This window comes from Brevibacillus sp. TJ4, assembly GCF_044627595.2.
Taxonomy (GTDB): Bacteria; Bacillota; Bacilli; order Brevibacillales; family Brevibacillaceae; genus Brevibacillus.
Genome location: NZ_CP185865.1, coordinates 3,103,453 through 3,119,051 on the forward strand (window position 1 = coordinate 3,103,453; position 15,599 = coordinate 3,119,051).

15 protein-coding genes and 1 other annotated feature are annotated in these 15,599 nt (G+C 54.5%); of the genes, 4 read left to right on the forward strand and 11 right to left on the reverse strand.

The features are described 5' to 3' along the window. Positions 1–5: 5 nt before the first annotated feature. Complete coding sequence (locus ACAF76_RS15270) at positions 6–2,363, reverse strand: endonuclease MutS2 (RefSeq protein ID WP_400164260.1); 2,358 nt, start codon at positions 2,361–2,363, stop codon at positions 6–8. A 200-nt stretch (positions 2,364–2,563) separates the two neighbouring features. On the opposite strand from ACAF76_RS15270, the gene ACAF76_RS15275 reads away from it, so the two are divergent. Together ACAF76_RS15275 and ACAF76_RS15280 are read left to right on the forward strand one after the other, a co-directional pair. Beyond that, complete coding sequence (locus tag ACAF76_RS15275) at positions 2,564–2,932, forward strand: phage holin family protein (protein ID WP_400164261.1); 369 nt, start codon at positions 2,564–2,566, stop codon at positions 2,930–2,932. Positions 2,933–3,070: 138 nt separating this feature from the next. Next, positions 3,071–3,598, forward strand: coding sequence for a DinB family protein (locus tag ACAF76_RS15280; protein WP_400164262.1), 528 nt, complete (start codon positions 3,071–3,073; stop codon positions 3,596–3,598). 60 nt (positions 3,599–3,658) lie between these two features. On the opposite strand, the gene zapA is transcribed toward ACAF76_RS15280, so the two are convergent. From zapA to pheS, 3 genes are all read right to left on the reverse strand, one after another. Continuing rightward, positions 3,659–3,928, reverse strand: a complete 270-nt coding sequence (gene zapA / locus ACAF76_RS15285) for a cell division protein ZapA (protein ID WP_400164263.1) — start codon at positions 3,926–3,928, stop codon at positions 3,659–3,661. 95 nt (positions 3,929–4,023) lie between these two features. Next, positions 4,024–6,447 (reverse strand): phenylalanine--tRNA ligase subunit beta, encoded by a 2,424-nt coding sequence (pheT, locus tag ACAF76_RS15290; protein WP_400164264.1) that lies wholly within the window; start codon positions 6,445–6,447, stop codon positions 4,024–4,026. Positions 6,448–6,462: 15 nt separating this feature from the next. Beyond that, positions 6,463–7,497: a phenylalanine--tRNA ligase subunit alpha gene (pheS, locus tag ACAF76_RS15295; protein ID WP_400164265.1), complete on the reverse strand. Its 1,035-nt coding sequence runs from the start codon at positions 7,495–7,497 to the stop codon at positions 6,463–6,465. A gap of 57 nt (positions 7,498–7,554) precedes the next feature. Beyond that, positions 7,555–7,801: a binding site (T-box leader), on the reverse strand. Positions 7,802–7,913: 112 nt separating this feature from the next. Between pheS and ACAF76_RS15300 the strand changes: the two genes are divergently transcribed. Next, a complete protein-coding gene (locus ACAF76_RS15300) occupies positions 7,914–8,639 on the forward strand; it encodes a DUF2225 domain-containing protein (RefSeq protein WP_400164266.1) in 726 nt (241 codons plus the stop codon). Here the strand turns inward: ACAF76_RS15300 and ACAF76_RS15305 are convergent. Next, entirely contained in the window at positions 8,636–9,463 is an 828-nt protein-coding gene (locus ACAF76_RS15305; protein WP_400164267.1) for a TrmH family RNA methyltransferase, read from the reverse strand. The genes ACAF76_RS15300 and ACAF76_RS15305 overlap by 4 nt on opposite strands. 3 nt (positions 9,464–9,466) lie before the next feature. After that, positions 9,467–10,120: a potassium channel family protein gene (locus ACAF76_RS15310; RefSeq protein WP_400164268.1), complete on the reverse strand. Its 654-nt coding sequence runs from the start codon at positions 10,118–10,120 to the stop codon at positions 9,467–9,469. Positions 10,121–10,292: 172 nt separating this feature from the next. Here ACAF76_RS15310 and sspI point away from each other — a divergent pair, with 172 nt between their 5' ends. Then, positions 10,293–10,529: a small acid-soluble spore protein SspI gene (gene sspI / locus ACAF76_RS15315; RefSeq protein ID WP_400164269.1), complete on the forward strand. Its 237-nt coding sequence runs from the start codon at positions 10,293–10,295 to the stop codon at positions 10,527–10,529. 54 nt (positions 10,530–10,583) lie between these two features. Here sspI and ACAF76_RS15320 read toward each other — a convergent pair whose 3' ends face one another. The 5 genes from ACAF76_RS15320 to ACAF76_RS15340 form a co-directional block, all read right to left on the reverse strand. Then, on the reverse strand, positions 10,584–11,744 hold the full coding sequence (locus tag ACAF76_RS15320; RefSeq protein WP_400164270.1) for a Ger(x)C family spore germination protein: 1,161 nt from the start codon (positions 11,742–11,744) through the stop codon (positions 10,584–10,586). Further along, the gene (locus ACAF76_RS15325) at positions 11,737–12,897 is read right to left on the reverse strand and encodes an endospore germination permease (RefSeq protein ID WP_400164271.1); all 1,161 of its coding nucleotides are present in this window, start codon (positions 12,895–12,897) and stop codon (positions 11,737–11,739) included. The genes ACAF76_RS15320 and ACAF76_RS15325 overlap by 8 nt, the downstream gene beginning before the upstream one ends. A gap of 3 nt (positions 12,898–12,900) precedes the next feature. Continuing rightward, complete coding sequence (locus tag ACAF76_RS15330) at positions 12,901–14,433, reverse strand: spore germination protein (protein ID WP_400164272.1); 1,533 nt, start codon at positions 14,431–14,433, stop codon at positions 12,901–12,903. A gap of 150 nt (positions 14,434–14,583) precedes the next feature. Further along, on the reverse strand, positions 14,584–14,943 hold the full coding sequence (locus ACAF76_RS15335) for a DUF1294 domain-containing protein (RefSeq protein ID WP_400164273.1): 360 nt from the start codon (positions 14,941–14,943) through the stop codon (positions 14,584–14,586). Positions 14,944–14,949: 6 nt separating this feature from the next. Continuing rightward, positions 14,950–15,561, reverse strand: a complete 612-nt coding sequence (locus ACAF76_RS15340; protein ID WP_400164274.1) for a DedA family protein — start codon at positions 15,559–15,561, stop codon at positions 14,950–14,952. Between the last annotated feature and the right edge of the window lie 38 nt (positions 15,562–15,599).

Sequence of the window (15,599 nt, forward strand, 5' to 3'; positions counted from 1 at the left end):
CCTGCTTATTTCAATTCTGCAATCGTCGCGCCGACGCCGCCTTCTCCCTGGCCGCCGAGACGGAACGACTTGACGTTGCGGTGCTGGCGCAAGTATTCATGCACGCCTTTGCGCAACATTCCCGTTCCATGCCCGTGGATGATCGAGACGGAATTCAGTCCGGCCAGCAAGGCGTCGTCGAGGAACTGCTCGATCTCCCGGATTCCGTCCTCCACGTTGTAGCCCCGCAAATCGAGGCTCATTTTGATGTCCTGGCTTCTCCGCTTGACAGAGGTGTACGCTGCCGCCTGCTGCTGTGCCGGAGGGGATTTGAGGACATTCATGTCGTCCCGCTTGACTTTCATTTTCATAATGCCGATCTGCACCAGGAACTCTTCGCTGTTTACTTTCTCCAGCACCGTTCCTTTTTGGCCAAAGCTCGTCACCATCACTTCGTCTCCGACCTTGATCTGCGTCGCCCGGACTGCTTTTGCCGGCTTTTTCACCTTTTCCTTGTCCAGCTCCAGCACGGCATTGCCCAGCCGCTTTTTCGCTTCGATCAGGCGGTGCTCCTTGATGTCTACGCCTTCGTCGCGCATCTGGCGCAATTCCCGGATGATCGCTTCGGCCTCTTCCTTGGCCAGTTGGACGGCGATGCGGGCCTCGTCTTCGGCCTGTTCCATCCGCTTGTTTTTCTCTTCGGCAAAGCGGTTGCGCTCCTCTTCCAACTGGCGGCGCAGCTCTTCTGCTTCCCGGCGAAGCGCCTCTGCTGCCTGCCGCTCCGCTTCTGCGCTCTTCTTGTTGCGCTCCAGCGAGGCGATCATGCTCTCGACCTGGTTATCCTCTTCACTGATCGAGCCGCGGGCGACATCGATGATTTCCTGGGGAAGTCCCAGCCTGCCTGCGATGGCAAACGCGTTGGAGCGGCCTGGCACGCCGATCAGCAAGCGATAGGTAGGACGCAGCGTCTCGACGTCAAATTCCACGCTGGCGTTGACCACTTCCGGACGGTCGTAGGCATACGCTTTCAGCTCGCTGTAGTGCGTGGTGGCAACCAATCTGGCACCGGACGAAAGGACGTGGTCGATGATCGCCATCGCCAACGCTGCCCCTTCTGTCGGGTCTGTTCCGGCTCCCAGCTCGTCAAACAGCACCAGACTGTTTCGGTCCATTTTTTCCAAAATATGGATAATATTTGTCATATGGCTGGAAAACGTAGACAGGCTCTGCTCAATCGACTGCTCATCGCCAATGTCGGCAAAGACAGAGGAAAAGACGGTCACTTCGCTTTCTTCCTCAGCGGGAATGTGCAAGCCTGACATCGCCATCAGCGAGAGCAGACCAATCGTTTTCAGCGAGACCGTTTTTCCGCCCGTATTCGGACCGGTAATGACAATCGCCTGATACTCCCCGCCTAGTTCTACGTCCAAAGGTACGACTACGTCACGCGAAATGAGCGGATGACGCGCTTTTTTCAGCCGGACGTACCCCTGATCGTTGAGCTTCGGGCATACTGCCTTCATGCTCCAGGCCAATTGCGCCTTGGCAAACATGAAATCGAGCTCGGTCAGAGCCGCCACGTTCTCCATCAGCGCTTCTACGGCGAAGGAGACCTGTTCGGTCAAAAGAAAGAGGATTCGCTCTACTTCCCGCTCCTCGCGCAAGCGTGCTTCGCGCAGCTTGTTGTTCATGCTGACGATCACTTCCGGCTCGATAAACAGCGTCGCTCCAGACGCAGACTGGTCGTGGACGATTCCGCCGAACACATGCCGATATTCCTGCTTGACCGGAATGACGAAGCGATCGCCACGGATCGTGACGATATTTTCCATCAGCATCTTCTGGTAGGAGGACGAGCGGGTCATCTGATCGAGCCGTTCGCGAATCCGCGCTTCTGATTGCCGGATTTCCTGCCGAACCTGGCGCAGCTCCTGGCTGGCGCTGTCCATCACGTCACCGTTCTCATCAATGCAGCGGCGAATTTCGCTTTCCAGCTCGCGCAAGCCTTCGATCCGCTCGGCCTGTTCACGCAACAGCGGCAGCTCCACGTCCTCTGCCATGTCCAGCAAAAAGTTTTTCAGTCTGCGGCCAGACGCGATCGTACTTGCTATGTCAAGCAGTTCGCTCGGCGCGAGCATCGCGTTGAGCCTCGCACGCTGTACAGCCCCGCGGATGTCGCGTATTCCGCCAAGCGGCACGCTTCCTTTCAAGCGCAGGACATTGGCTGCTTCCGCCGTCCCCCGCTGGGCAGCCGAGACTTTCTCCAGCGCCGTAAACGGCTGCAGCTCTGCCGCTCTTTCCTTTCCATATGTGCACGTCGCCCGTTCGACCAAAAGAGCGACGATTTTGTCGTATTCCAACGTTTTTAACACCCGTTGTTCCACTCTGATCCTCCTTACTGATTCCCGCTGGCGACGCGGATCACCGGTCGCTCCCGCAGAGAGTGGCCGATTCGCAAGCCAGCCATTCCTGCCCATTATATCACGTCCGCCAAGCCAAGGATATTTTTACACTCCAGTTGTGGAATAAACAGCGTGCAAGTAAGAAAAAATGTAAACGAACACTTCGCAAAGGAGGAGTAAACTTGACGTTTCTTCGCCACGTTGTCCGATTTATTGTTGCAGCCATCGTGCTGATGTTCGTCGGATTTCTCGTACCCGGCTTTACTGTAAATAGCTTTTGGACTGCGATTATGGCTGCGATCGTAATCGCCATCATCGGCTGGATCGTGGAAGCCATGTTCGGTGATCGAATTTCCCCGTACAATCGCGGAATTGTCGGCTTTCTCGTGAGTGCGGTCGTCATTTACGTTACCCAGTTTTTCGTAACAGGCTTTCGCGTCACGATTTTAGGTGCCTTGCTTGCCTCCTTGGTGATCGGCATTATTGACCTGTTTATCCCGATCAAAAGTTCGTTTAGCGACGGAGACAAACAAAACAAGCAACAGACCTAGACACTCCAAACCGTATAGACAAAATGGGTAGAGCCAACGCTCTATCCATTTTTTTGTTTCGGGCACACAGCAGGGGAATACATGCGGGCAGGTCGAATACAGTACCTGTAAACCAATGTATGGGACGGAGGGATTGGCATGCATTTTCGCCTGGAGGAAGCGATCGAGATTTTGGAGCGTACACCGCGCACACTGGCGGCGGCGTTGTCCGGTTTATCAGAGGAGTGGCTGCGGTGCAATGAAGGGGATGGCACCTGGAATGCCAGCGAAGTCGTCGACCACCTGATCGAGGCCGAGAAAACCAACTGGCTGCCCCGGCTGGAAACGATCTTGCGGGAAGGAGAGAGCCGGCCGTTTCCCCCGTTCGACCGTTATGCCCATTTACAGGAAAAGGCTGCAACAACGATCGAAGAGAAGCTGCAGGCCTTTGCCGCAATCCGCACGGAAAACCTGCACAAGCTGCGCAGCCTAGTCGACCCGGCACGGCACCTCGAGCAGACCGGTATCCATCCCGAATTCGGCGTCGTCAAGCTGCGGGAGTTGATCTCTACGTGGGTCGTCCATGATCTTACGCACATCGCGCAAATCGTCCGCGTGATGGCTGTCCGCTACAAGGCGGATGTCGGGCCGTGGGAGGCGTATCTGGGAATTCTGAAGAAGCGCTGAAACACGAAAAGAGCAATACAACGGGGAGCTCCCATTGCATTGCTCTTTTTTCACTTGGGTTTATAAACCTTCGTTTGCATCTTCCTGTAGGATCTTGAGCAGTTCTTCGTACTCTTGGCGCAGGCGGAAGTATTCGTCCGCAATATTGACAGCAGTAAGCACGGCAATTTTTGCTGTGTCCAGCCGCTGATTGCCATTTGCAATTTCGTTCATTTTATCGTCCACGAAACCGGCTACCATACGGATATGATTGACACTCGCCTTGCCACTCAGTCTATATTGTTGGCCAAAGATGTCCACCGTCAAACGATTTTTCCCATCACCTTGCACGAAGGGTTCCTCCCAACTGCGACCTTTGCTCTACTGTATCCTTTTTAGGTTACTGAAAATGTCATATTTCGTCAAGCCGTGTTGTTTGTTGGCAGCTACATCCGCAGCTCGGCACCTGTTTTTTCTTTCAGCGCCTCGACCACCGCATTTGTCAATTGCTGGATCTCCTCATCCTGCAAGGTGCGCTCCGGATCGCGGAACACGAGCGAGAACGCCATGCTCTTCTTGTCTTGTGCGATGCGCTCGCCTGTGTAGACGTCAAACAGCGTGAGCGATTCCAGCAATGCTCCTGCCGCCTCGCGGATCGTCGACTGCAGCGCTTCTGCTGTGACGTCGCGGTTGACGACAAGCGCCAGGTCGCGTGTGATCGCCGGGAATTTCGGCAGCGGATTGTAGTAGCCGATGTCGCTCGCCACTTTCTCGAGAGTGGCAACATCCAGTTGGAACACGTACGTTTCCGTCAGATCGTACGCTTTTTCCGTAGCCGGATGAATCTGGCCGAGGTAGCCCAGCCGCTCATCGCCTGCCCATACTTCTGCTGTTCTGCCCGGATGCATGCCAGCCAGTTCGGAAGTCGCCTTGTAGACCGCATCCCGGATGCCGATACGCGCCAGCAGCGATTCGACGATGCCTTTGAGCTGGTAAAAATCGACCGGCTGCTTGGTGCCCATCCAGTTTTGCGGATACCATTGGCCCGACAGTGCTCCTGCCACGTACGTACGCTCTTCCGGCAGCTCCGTCAACTCTTCTTTCGTATGCAGAAATACGCGGCCCAGTTCAAACAGGGCGACGTCGTGGTTTTGCCGCTTTTTGTTGTAGGAGACCGTCTCCAGCAAGCTGGGGATCAGACTCGTGCGCAAGGTGCTGTGCTCTTCGCTCATCGGCATGAGCAGCGAGACCGGATTCGTCTTCTCCCGGTGCAAACCGGCGACTTCCTCCACCCGCTCCGGATGGACGAGCGCATAGGAGATCGCTTCATTCAATCCTGCTCCGATCAGGTGGTGGCGAATGTCGCGGCGCAGTTGCTGATCCGGTGTCAGACCGCCCTGGGTCGTCTCCCCGACCGGCAGGCTGGTCGGAATGTTGTCGTATCCGTACAGACGGGCGACTTCCTCGACCAAATCCTCGGGCAGCGTGATGTCTCCGCGTCTCGTCGGCACGGTCACGCTCCACGCTTCGCCGTTTTGCTCGTACGGAAACTGCAGGCGCTCAAAGATCGGCGACACATCGGCAACCGTCAGGGCGGTTCCGAGATGCTGATTGATTTTTTCCAGGGTAACGGTTACGACGACCGGCTCGGCATGTTTGACCACTACGGACGTCACGCCCTTGGAAACTTTTGCCCCGGAAAGCTGCTGGATCAGGGCAGCCGCACGCTCTCCCGCTTCCTTGACGCGAAGCTGGTCGACTCCCTTTTCCCAGCGTACGCAGCCTTCTGTACGCATGCCCAGCTTGCGCGCTGTACGGCGAACAGTCTGCGGCGTAAACCAGGCTGCCTCGAGGACAATCTCCTGTGTCTCGTCTGTAATCTCCGAGTTGGCACCACCCATTACGCCCGCGATCGCCAGTGCTTTTTCCGGGTCTGCAATCAACAGCGTCTGGTCGTCCAATGTCCGCTGTTGCTCATCCAGCGTGACGATTTCTTCGCCTTCCTTCGCGAGGCGGACGACGATGGAGCGATTGGCGACCTTTCCGCCGTCAAAGGCGTGCAGCGGCTGACCGTACTCCAGAAGCACGTAGTTGGTCACGTCGACGACGTTGTTAATCGGGCGCATACCGGCGGCCATCAGTCTGTTTTTCATCCACTGGGGCGAGCTTGTGATCCGCGCTCCGGTAAAATGGCGGCCGTGGTACTGGTAGCACTCCTGCTGTGCCTCGATCGTCACCTGTACCGGGTTGGCATCGCCTTCTTCCGCCAGGTCGACAGACGGCAGCTTCACCTCTCTGCCCAAAATCGCTGCTACTTCATAGGCGACGCCGAGCATGCTCAGACAGTCGGAACGGTTCGGGGTAAGTCCCAGCTCCAGTACAGTGTCGTCCATTCCCAGATAAGTGACGGCATCGGTGCCGACTGCAGCGTCTTCCGGCAGGACCATGATGCCCTCCTGCTGATCTTTGGCCAGCAGCTTGTCGTTCAAGCCCAATTCCTTGGCGGAGCAGATCATCCCCTGGGATTCCACGCCGCGCAGCTTGGAACGCTTGATTTTCAAACCGCCAGGCAGATGGGCGCCAGGCAGCGCGACGACCACTTTTTGCCCTTGGGCCACATTCGCCGCTCCACAGACGATTTGCAAATCCTCTTCCTGCCCGACATCGACGATGCAGACATTCAAGCGGTCCGCGTCCGGGTGTTTGCTGCGTTCTTTTACATAACCGATCACCGCACCGGATACTCCGGCGTTGCGCGACTCCACCGCGTCTACCTCGACGCCGCTTGCAGTCAGCTTTTCCGCCAGCTCCTGGGGCGTGACGTCATGCAGATCGACATATTCTGATAACCATTGGTACGATACTTTCATCTTCGCTCTCCTCTCTTACGCTCGGTTGAACTGACGCAGGAAACGAACGTCATTGGTATAAAAATGGCGGATGTCCTCCACCCCGTATTTCAGCATGGCAATCCGTTCTACACCCATGCCAAAGGCAAAACCGCTGACTTCCTGCGGATCGTAGCCAGCCATTTCCAGCACGCGCGGATGGACCATTCCGGAGCCGAGAATTTCGATCCAGCCCGTCTGCTTGCAGACGCGGCATCCTTCACCGCCGCACTTGAAGCACTGCAGGTCAACCTCGGCGCTCGGTTCGGTGAACGGGAAGAAGCTGGGGCGCAGCCTTACTTGCTGGTTGGGTCCGAACATTTTCCGGGCGAAGGTGAGCAAGGTGCCTTTCAGGTCGCTCATGCCGATTCCTTTTGCGACGACCAGCCCTTCAATCTGGGTAAATTGGTGGGAGTGTGTAGCGTCGTCGTCATCGCGGCGGTATACTTTCCCCGGGCAGATGATTTTCACAGGCGTCTTGCCTTCCTTTTTCAGCATGGTGCGCGCCTGTACAGGAGACGTGTGGGTGCGCAGCAAAATTTCATCCGTGATGTAAAAGGAGTCTTGCATGTCGCGTGCCGGATGATCCTTCGGCAGATTGAGCATTTCAAAGTTGAAGTGATCGAGTTCCACCTCAGGCCCTTCGGCAATCTCAAAGCCCATCCCGATGAAGATGTCTTCGATCTCCTCGATGATGCGCGAGAGCGGATGCATCGTCCCGGCCGGCACCGGTCTGCCTGGCAGGGTGACATCGATCGTCTGCGACGCCAGCTTGGCGTTCAAGACAGCTTGTTCGAGGTCTTGTTGTTTACTGGCAAACGCTTTTTCCAGCGCTTCCCGCACCTCGTTTACGAGTTGTCCGACAAGTGGACGCTCTTCCGGCGAGAGGCTGCCCATTCCCCGCAAAAGCTCGGTCAACTCCCCTTTTTTGCCCAGGTACTTGACGCGCAAGTCCTGGAGTTGTGCCGAATCCGTCACCTGGTCCATTTGGCCGAGTGCCGCATTCTTCATTTCTTGCAACCTTGTTTGCACGCTGAATCGCTCCTTTTTGGTGATTGTCTTGCCTTAAAAAAAAGAAAAACCCGCCCCAGAAGGGACGAGTTACTTTTTCTCGCGGTACCACCCTTGTTAGGCAAAAAAACGGATTTCTTGCCTCACTTCAGACATTGGTAACGGGAATGACCCGGCTGCTCCTACTGCGTCCAAACAGAACGGTTCAGAGTGCTGCTCAGGAGTGAATTCGGCAGCTACTGTGCTTGAAGATGCTTTCAGTCTGTGGCATCTTCTCCCTGAAAAGCCGTAGTTCCTGCTTACTAGTCTCCGTCATCGCTTTACGTTATAATTAGAACCGATTATAGCGCAACCAGAATCAACTTTCAATTCTTCTCCCGCAAATATGTGTCCCATCGCAGTACATCGAACCGACATCCAGAAAGGGGATTTTTCGAATGATTGAAAAAGCATCCGCGCTGTACGATAAAACCGTCACATGCCCCCATTGCGAAACGCCTTTTACGACCAAGCGAATCCGCAGCGGCAGTTTGACAGTGGCACACCGCGACAGCGACTTCTGTACCCATTTCAAGGAACAGGCACTCAATCCGATTCTCTACTCTGTCAGTGTATGTCCCCAATGCGGCTTTGCCTTTAACGACCAGTTTCAGAAAACATTGACTCTTTCACAGGCGCAGGAAGTCCAGCAGAAAATAACAGCCAAGTGGACGCCCAAAGAATTCGGATCAGTCCGCCAACGGATCGAGGCGATCGTCAGCTACAAGCTGGCCATCTTCGCCGCGGAGTTGACGAATCAGCCTCATTCCGTCAAAGCAGGGCTGTACCTGCGACTCGCCTGGCTCTACCGCTTCGAAGCGAACGAAGCCGAAGAAATCCGCTTTATCCGCATGGCTGCTGCGGAATACGAAGAGTCCTACATACATTCGGATTACATGCGCACGGACAAGGAAATGTCGGAAGTCAGACTGATGTACCTGCTTGGCGAACTGTACCGCCGTCTGGGTGAATTCGATCAGGCCATCCGCTATTTCGGCAAGGCACTGTCATTTCGCAACCAGACGATTGAAAGCGGTATTTTGCGAATGGCACAGGACCAGTGGCAAATCGCTCGCGAAGAGTACAAGCAAAAGACGGGAATGGAAAGTCCGCAGCTCGACTAGATCGTCCGGTCTGTCTGCTTTCTCCGCGCTTCATAGATCAATATGCCAGCCGCAACTGCTGCATTGAGCGACTCTGCGCGACCGTAGATCGGGATGTACAGCTTTTCGTCAGCACGATCCATCATTGCTTTGGATACGCCTCTGCCCTCGTTGCCGATGACGATGGCCGTCTTGCCTGAATAGGTAGCCATATCATAGGGAGAGCTGCCTTCGCTGATGGCAGTGACGAGCAGTTTTCCCCCCAGCGACTTCCACTGGTCGGCCAATTCCGGCAGTGACATGGAGAAAATAGGCAGTCGGAATATGGCTCCCATCGTGGAACGAATCACTTTTCCGTTGTACAAGTCGACGCTGCCTTTGCCCAAAACAACAGCGTCTACTCCCGCCGCCTCGGCAGTCCTGAGGATTGTTCCGAGGTTTCCCGGGTCCTGGATTTCATCGAGCAGCAGCAAAAGCAGCTGGTCCCCTTCGGCAAGACGCTGGGTCAGCCAGGAGTCCCAGTCACCGTCTCTTCGCTTTACCTCAGCCACGATGCCTTGCGGTGACTTCGTCTCGGAGAGCTTGGCGAGCACAGCCTCCGATGCCGTCAGGATTTGCAGCCCACCCTCGTGTTCGGCCATGGCGCGCTGGCAAGCCGGATCGATAGCGCGCTGCGGATCGTACAGCACCGTCACCACTTTGGCTCCGCTGTTGAACGCCTCTTCGACCAGGTGCGCACCTTCGACGAGATAGCGCTTTTGCGCTTCTCTCCCCTTTTTCTCCAATAGCTGATGCAGCCTTTTGACCAGCGGATTTTGTACAGACGTTATCATTTCGTGCACCATAGGTTATGCCTTCTCCTCGAAATTTTGCAGGTGTTTGTTATTGCCGACTACAACCAATACGTCCCCTTGCTGAATGACATCGTCCGGGTTGGGGGTAATGTTGAACTCGTCGCCGCTTTTGATCGCGATGACGTTGACCTCGTACCTTGCGCGAATATCGAGCTGACGCAGCGTTTTCCCTACCATGTTGGACGAGACGATGACCTCGGCGACGCTGTAATCCTCGGCCAGTTCGATAAAGTCGAGCACGTTGGACGAAACCAGATTATGGGCTACGCGAACGCCCATGTCGCGCTCCGGAAAGACGACGCGGTCGGCGCCAACCTTGTACAGCACTTGCCCATGCCGTTCGTTTTGCGCTTTGGCGACAATTTTTTTCACGCCCAGCTCTTTCAATGTCAGTACGGTCAGGATGCTCGCCTGAATATCGACGCCAATCGCAACCACGACGACGTCAAAGTTGCGAATCCCCAGCTCTTTGAGCGCTCGTTCGTCAGTCGTGTCCGCCACGACAGCATGCGTCACAAACTGCAGGTTTTCATTGATGCGCTCCTCGTTTTCGTCGATCCCCATGACCTCGTAATCCATTTCGTACAATGTACGGGCCACACTGGAACCAAAGCGTCCCATCCCGATTATGGCAAATTGTTTTGACACGGTTTCATCTTCTCCTTAACCGGCTCCACGCGTCTAGCCTGGCTTTGTGGTCCCATTTTCTCCAAAGCATTATACCACACCGCTCTTCCCCGCCACAAAGCAGTATGAGCAGGCGTACACGGACAAATACTAAACGGGCAACCAATCCTATACGAGAGGGGGATGTACGTACATGAACATAGCTTCCCTAAATTTGCGCCAGGCGATTATGTACAAAATGCAAGGTTCGGATGCGGGTGACGTTCAGCATACGATCAACGACGCGATTACCAGCGCCCAGGAAAAAACCTTGCCGGGACTGGGTGTCCTGTTTGAAGTCTTGTGGCAGAACAGCGATGCTGCTTCACGGCAAAAAATGGTGCAGACGATCGCCGAACACATACCTGCCCAGACTCAATCTCCCGTGTAAAAACGAATAGGGATGGCAAAGGAGGGGTTACATTTCCCCTCCTTTTTTGCGCTACTACATCGCCATCCCCAGCCGCTGCAGCTTAATCGTGTACACGATGCGGATCGGAAAATCTTTAAAATCCTCGTTCCAGTCGTGATGCTTCCAGTAGTCGTGGTAGTGCTGGGCACGCAGTTTCAACCCGAGCCGCAACACGTCACTGTTGAACTCCTTCTGCACTTTTCCTACGACTTCATGGGCTCTGCGCTCCATTTCCTGCTTGATGATGCCCTCCAACTCCGTGATTTCCCGGCTGTGGGTTAACCCTCCCTTCTGTCCGGTCGATTCAAGCAGATCTCCTTTGACCTCACAGTGAAAGGTTGCCGTAATGTTAGTATCTCCCGGTGCATTGTCATTCTTCTGGAATGTGATTTTCGTTTCCATAAACTTGGGACGAAAAGTGATGAACTCATTTTCCGTTCCCGGAATAGGAACGACCTCCATTCCTCCCCGACGTTTATTGCGCAGTCGCATCAACGTCCAGGTCTCAACCGGGGTAAGCGTCCCGACCATCCGATCCTCCCGAAAAACGGCTACACCTCTCCACTTCAGCTCGTTTTGACTGGCTTCCACGTAGTTTAGAAAGGGCTGGGCAACTTTACTCGCGGAATCATTGAAATACTCCCCTAGCGACTGGTCGGGAATGGTGCCCATCCTGATTCCGTTTTCGATCTGCTCCATTTGGAAGATAACCGGGATCTGGGAAAGCTGCGGTCTGATCTCCAGAAGGGTAGCCGCCCTCCCTTTAACGACAACGGTCCACATCAACCGGCGGATCATCGGGTCTCTGCGAAAAGAGTCCATGATATCGGACAACCCTCTTCTCGCCAACTTTTCACTGACAGCCAAAATCCGTGTATGTCCGACGAAGAGCTGTTGGTTGAGGCGAAGCTGCAAACTGCGGGAGGCTTCCATGACGGTCCTGCCGATGCCGCTCACGATTTTTACGGCATTTTCGTTCCCGCCGCCGCCCTCGCCACTGCTGCCGGCAATCTTGATCGGGATGGGAATCTGTACGGTCATTTTGTATTGTTCTTCCCCGTCTATTTCAACCAGGTCCAGGGCGATGCCAAGAACTGCGTTGCGCTCCTCCAGCTCGCGATTGTCCCAGCAGCCGCTTAACAGAGAAGTAGCGAGGATCAGCAAACAGAGCAGGAGCTTCCATTGTTTACCCATCCACTTTCCTCTCCTCGGGATGAATCCCTTTGCCGCGAAGCAAGACGATCAGCCAGTAGAGGGCAGGTATCCCCAGGTTGATAATCAGGCTGAGCATGCCCATGGCAGCACTCATCTCAAAAATTTCCGCGACGTTTTCCGGCAGCAGCGAAATATAGACCATCAGGAACGCCAGGGGAATCGAGATGATGCGCTGGAACCCGATTCCCTTGTTAAACAGTTGGCGCAACCCGAACACGACTGCGTAAAAGCTGTTCGCAACCGTCGTAAACACGGCGACCACCCAAACTGTCAGAAATGCCGATTCCAGTCTCTCCAATATTTGCCCAGGAACCTGTGTCGTTTTTACCAACTCCAATGTCGGCCATGTCTCAAGCTGCAATTCGTCGTACCCGAAGACAGCAATACCCGCGACGACGATCAGGGTATAGACGATCATCGTGATCAGTATTCCGTAAAATCCGGCCTTGCCTTTGCCCGAATTGCGGTTGGCAAAGGCAAAGAAAATCAGCATGATCTCATATCCCTGGTAGGAGTAGGAGGCCTCGCTCACCCCTTTTAAAATCGCCATCACATCCCCTCGAAACAGCGGGAACAGATACTCCCACTCTGCCTTCTGGAAGGAAGCAAGCGAGATGATCAAGACCGGCAGCACGATGAGCGGAAACAAAAGCTCGTTCACCCGGGCCACGACTTCCACCTCATGCATGCACAAAAATACGGCGAGAAAACACATTGTGACAATAATGACTTCCAGCGGTGTTTCGCGCAGTACGGCGGTGACGACTACAGATCCGAAAATGCGCGCGGTAAAGGCTGTCGTTACGAGCAGAAAGAGAAGGTAGAAAAGAATCCACGGCAAGCTGAGCAGCCGGCCTGCTGCAGCTGTTTTTTTCGTGCCAAAGATGATCGGGCTGTATTCGATAAACGTCATGCCCGGAAAGCGTCGGCTCAGCATCGCAATCATCCAGATCGAGACCAATGCAAACATCGCCCCGAAGACCGGCGACATCCACCCCGCTTCATACAAGTGGGAGGTTGCCGTGCGCGGCAAAGTCAACACCCCTACGCCGATGAGCGTACTTGTAATCAGACATGTCTGCTGCCACAGCGTAATATTCATTGTCTTTTGGTTTGCTTCCGAGCTGCCCATCCTTTACTCCTCCTTCTCTCTTAGCCGTACTTTGTCATGCGGATGAAAGATCGGCGGCCTCTTGGTCAGCAAATGATGAGGTAAACGCAAGAACAAGTCTTTCATCGAGGCCAAATTTAACGGACTGATGGGAGACAGATACGGCACGCCAAACGATTTGATGGAAGACAGGTGAATCATGATGAGAATGAGAAACAGCATGATTCCGTACAGCCCGAACAGCCCTGCCATGACCATTAACGGAAAACGCAGCATGCGAAGCGCGATCGCTGCGCTGTACGTAGGCGATGCAAACGAACCGATCGTGGTGAGCGCCAACACCATGACTTTGATCGGGCTTACGAGCCCTGCGGATACGGCAGCTTGCCCGACGACCAGCGCACCTACGATCCCGATCGTGGGGCCGATGGGACCGGGGAGGCGGATACTCGCTTCACGCAGGATTTCAATCGCGATCTCCATCAAAAACGCCTCCACCAAGGCTGGAAAGGGAACCGTCGAGCGTCCAGCCGTCATCGCGATCATCAGCCGGGACGGAATCATCTCCGGGTGAAAGGAGTTAAACGCGATATACAGCGAAGGCAAGAGCAACGCGATGCCGATGCTGATAATCCGAATCACACGGATCAGCGACGAGATGTAAAAGCGCTCGTAATAATCCTCGGGACTTTGATAGAACTGTCCAAAAATGGCTGGTGCGATCAGGGCGAACGGTGTCCCGTCGACGAGAATCCCCACCTTGCCTTCCAGCAGATTGGCCACGAGCTTGTCAGGCCTTTCGGTGTTTTGAATTTGCGGAAAAGGCGACCATTTGCGATCTTGAATCATTTGTTCGATGTAGCCGCTTTCCAGCACAGAGTCCATCTTGATCTCTTCGATCCGCTTGATGATCTCCGCGACAACCGGCGGGTCTGCCACGTCTTCCAGATACATCACCATCACATCCGTATGGGTGCGTCTGCCTACGACCAAACGACGAACGCGCAGTTTGGGGTCCTTCAACCGATAGCGGACGAGTGCAGAATTGACGTCAAGCGTTTCGGTGAAGCCTTCTCGCGCCCCCCGTACGACCGATTCGCTCTGCGGCGCTTCGACGCTTCGTTTTTCCCAGCCACGCGTATTGGTAATGCAAGCCTCGCTTTTTCCATCGATCAGCAGAGCGGATGATCCGGCCAGAATTTGCTTGATTATGGAGCGCAACCCGTCCGTCATCTCGATCTCGTTTGTGATCGGAGCGAAATAAGTAAGATCGCTGCTATTTAAAGCCTGAATGACGTAATCGCTAATCGCGTTTCGATCCACCAAAGCCTCAAGAAAGACGAGGGCGGCGGCTTCGCCTGTTTTTATTTGAAAGCGGCGAATGATCAGGTCGTCGCTTTTTCCCAGTTCTTCTTCAATAAGCGCAATATTTGCCTCCAGATCTGGCGAGAGAGTTACATCTGCCACGTCTTGCATACTCTTATCAGCATGCTCCCGTAAGACGCGGTCCTGCAGAGCCTGCTTTCTCGCCTTCCACGCACTCCAGAATTGACTCATCCAGCATGCTCTCCCTTCTCGCATATATGGTTCACAAAATAGCAAGTAAGGATAGTGTATCCAAAAGTGGAATGGAAATCCCCGATCCCTTATCTCTTCGCGCATGCAAAAAACCCGCATCGCAACGATGCGGGTACTGTCTACCATTATTCAAATCCAGCCGATCCACCTCAGCAGCAAAAGGAGATGGACAAGACAACAGAGCGGAACGAGCAGTTGAAAGGATACATGTCTCGTCTTGTGTCGGTAGAGCAGCATCGCCAGCAGGACTCCCGCTCCACCGCCCAAAGCGGCAGTCAGCAGCAGGCTTTTTTCGGGAATGCGGAAGCCGCCCTGTTTTGCCGCACTTTTATCCTTGGCCATCACCAGTAATGCGTATCCATTCGCCAGCAGAAACCCGGCCAGAAACAACTCGAAGAAGGCGGTCAAGGCGCCAATCGCCATCACGATCACGCTCGTCGCCAGCACCCCATTCCGCTTGCGCCTGTGAGCGACCAATTGTGTTTGCATGTTCATTCATTCCCCTTTTTGCCTCGAAACCGCAGTAATCCGTTTTCTCACCAACAGAATTGCCGCCAGGATGACGACCAGGCAAAGAAGCGTATACGCCCCGTAGGAACGAATCATTTCCACGATCATCCCGACGTTTTTGCCAAACACGTATCCGAGCAGGTAAAACGCTACCGTCCAGATCAGGCCGATCGGATAGGAAAGCAGTGCGTAGCGCCGGTACGTCATTCCTCCCATCGCCACCAGGTACGGCACGAGATGGCGCACGACGGGAAACAGATAGCTGATGCACAGTGCAGTTGTCCCGTATTTTTCCAATAGTGCAGTGGAACGCTCGACCTTGCTTCTCATCTTCTCCTTTTTGGAAAGCCACCCCAGGATCGGCTTGCCGAAGTATTTCCCCAGCAAAAAGCCGATCGTCAATCCAGATGCCACGCCCAAATAGGAGACCAGCAAGGCGTAATAAGGGTCCAACAGATGGATCGACACCAAAAAGCCTGCCGTCGCCACTACCAGCTCATCCGGGATGGGCAAACCGACGATCCCCAGCCAGAGGAGAAAAAAGATGGCCAGGTATCCGTATTGTTCGATGATTGACATTAGAAGATCGACTTCCATCAGGTACTATCTCCTTCTCTAACGCATCTGTCTACGCA

Coding starts and splice junctions, on each gene's coding strand:
- ACAF76_RS15280 (WP_400164262.1), top strand. CDS start 3,071: ATGCATTTTCGCCTGGAGGAAGCGATCGAGATTTTGGAGCGTACACCG.
- pheT (WP_400164264.1), bottom strand. CDS start 6,447: ATGAAAGTATCGTACCAATGGTTATCAGAATATGTCGATCTGCATGAC.
- ACAF76_RS15300 (WP_400164266.1), top strand. CDS start 7,914: ATGATTGAAAAAGCATCCGCGCTGTACGATAAAACCGTCACATGCCCC.
- ACAF76_RS15305 (WP_400164267.1), bottom strand. CDS start 9,463: ATGGTGCACGAAATGATAACGTCTGTACAAAATCCGCTGGTCAAAAGG.
- sspI (WP_400164269.1), top strand. CDS start 10,293: ATGAACATAGCTTCCCTAAATTTGCGCCAGGCGATTATGTACAAAATG.
- ACAF76_RS15320 (WP_400164270.1), bottom strand. CDS start 11,744: ATGGGTAAACAATGGAAGCTCCTGCTCTGTTTGCTGATCCTCGCTACT.
- ACAF76_RS15325 (WP_400164271.1), bottom strand. CDS start 12,897: ATGGGCAGCTCGGAAGCAAACCAAAAGACAATGAATATTACGCTGTGG.
- ACAF76_RS15330 (WP_400164272.1), bottom strand. CDS start 14,433: ATGAGTCAATTCTGGAGTGCGTGGAAGGCGAGAAAGCAGGCTCTGCAG.
- ACAF76_RS15335 (WP_400164273.1), bottom strand. CDS start 14,943: ATGCAAACACAATTGGTCGCTCACAGGCGCAAGCGGAATGGGGTGCTG.
- ACAF76_RS15340 (WP_400164274.1), bottom strand. CDS start 15,561: ATGGAAGTCGATCTTCTAATGTCAATCATCGAACAATACGGATACCTG.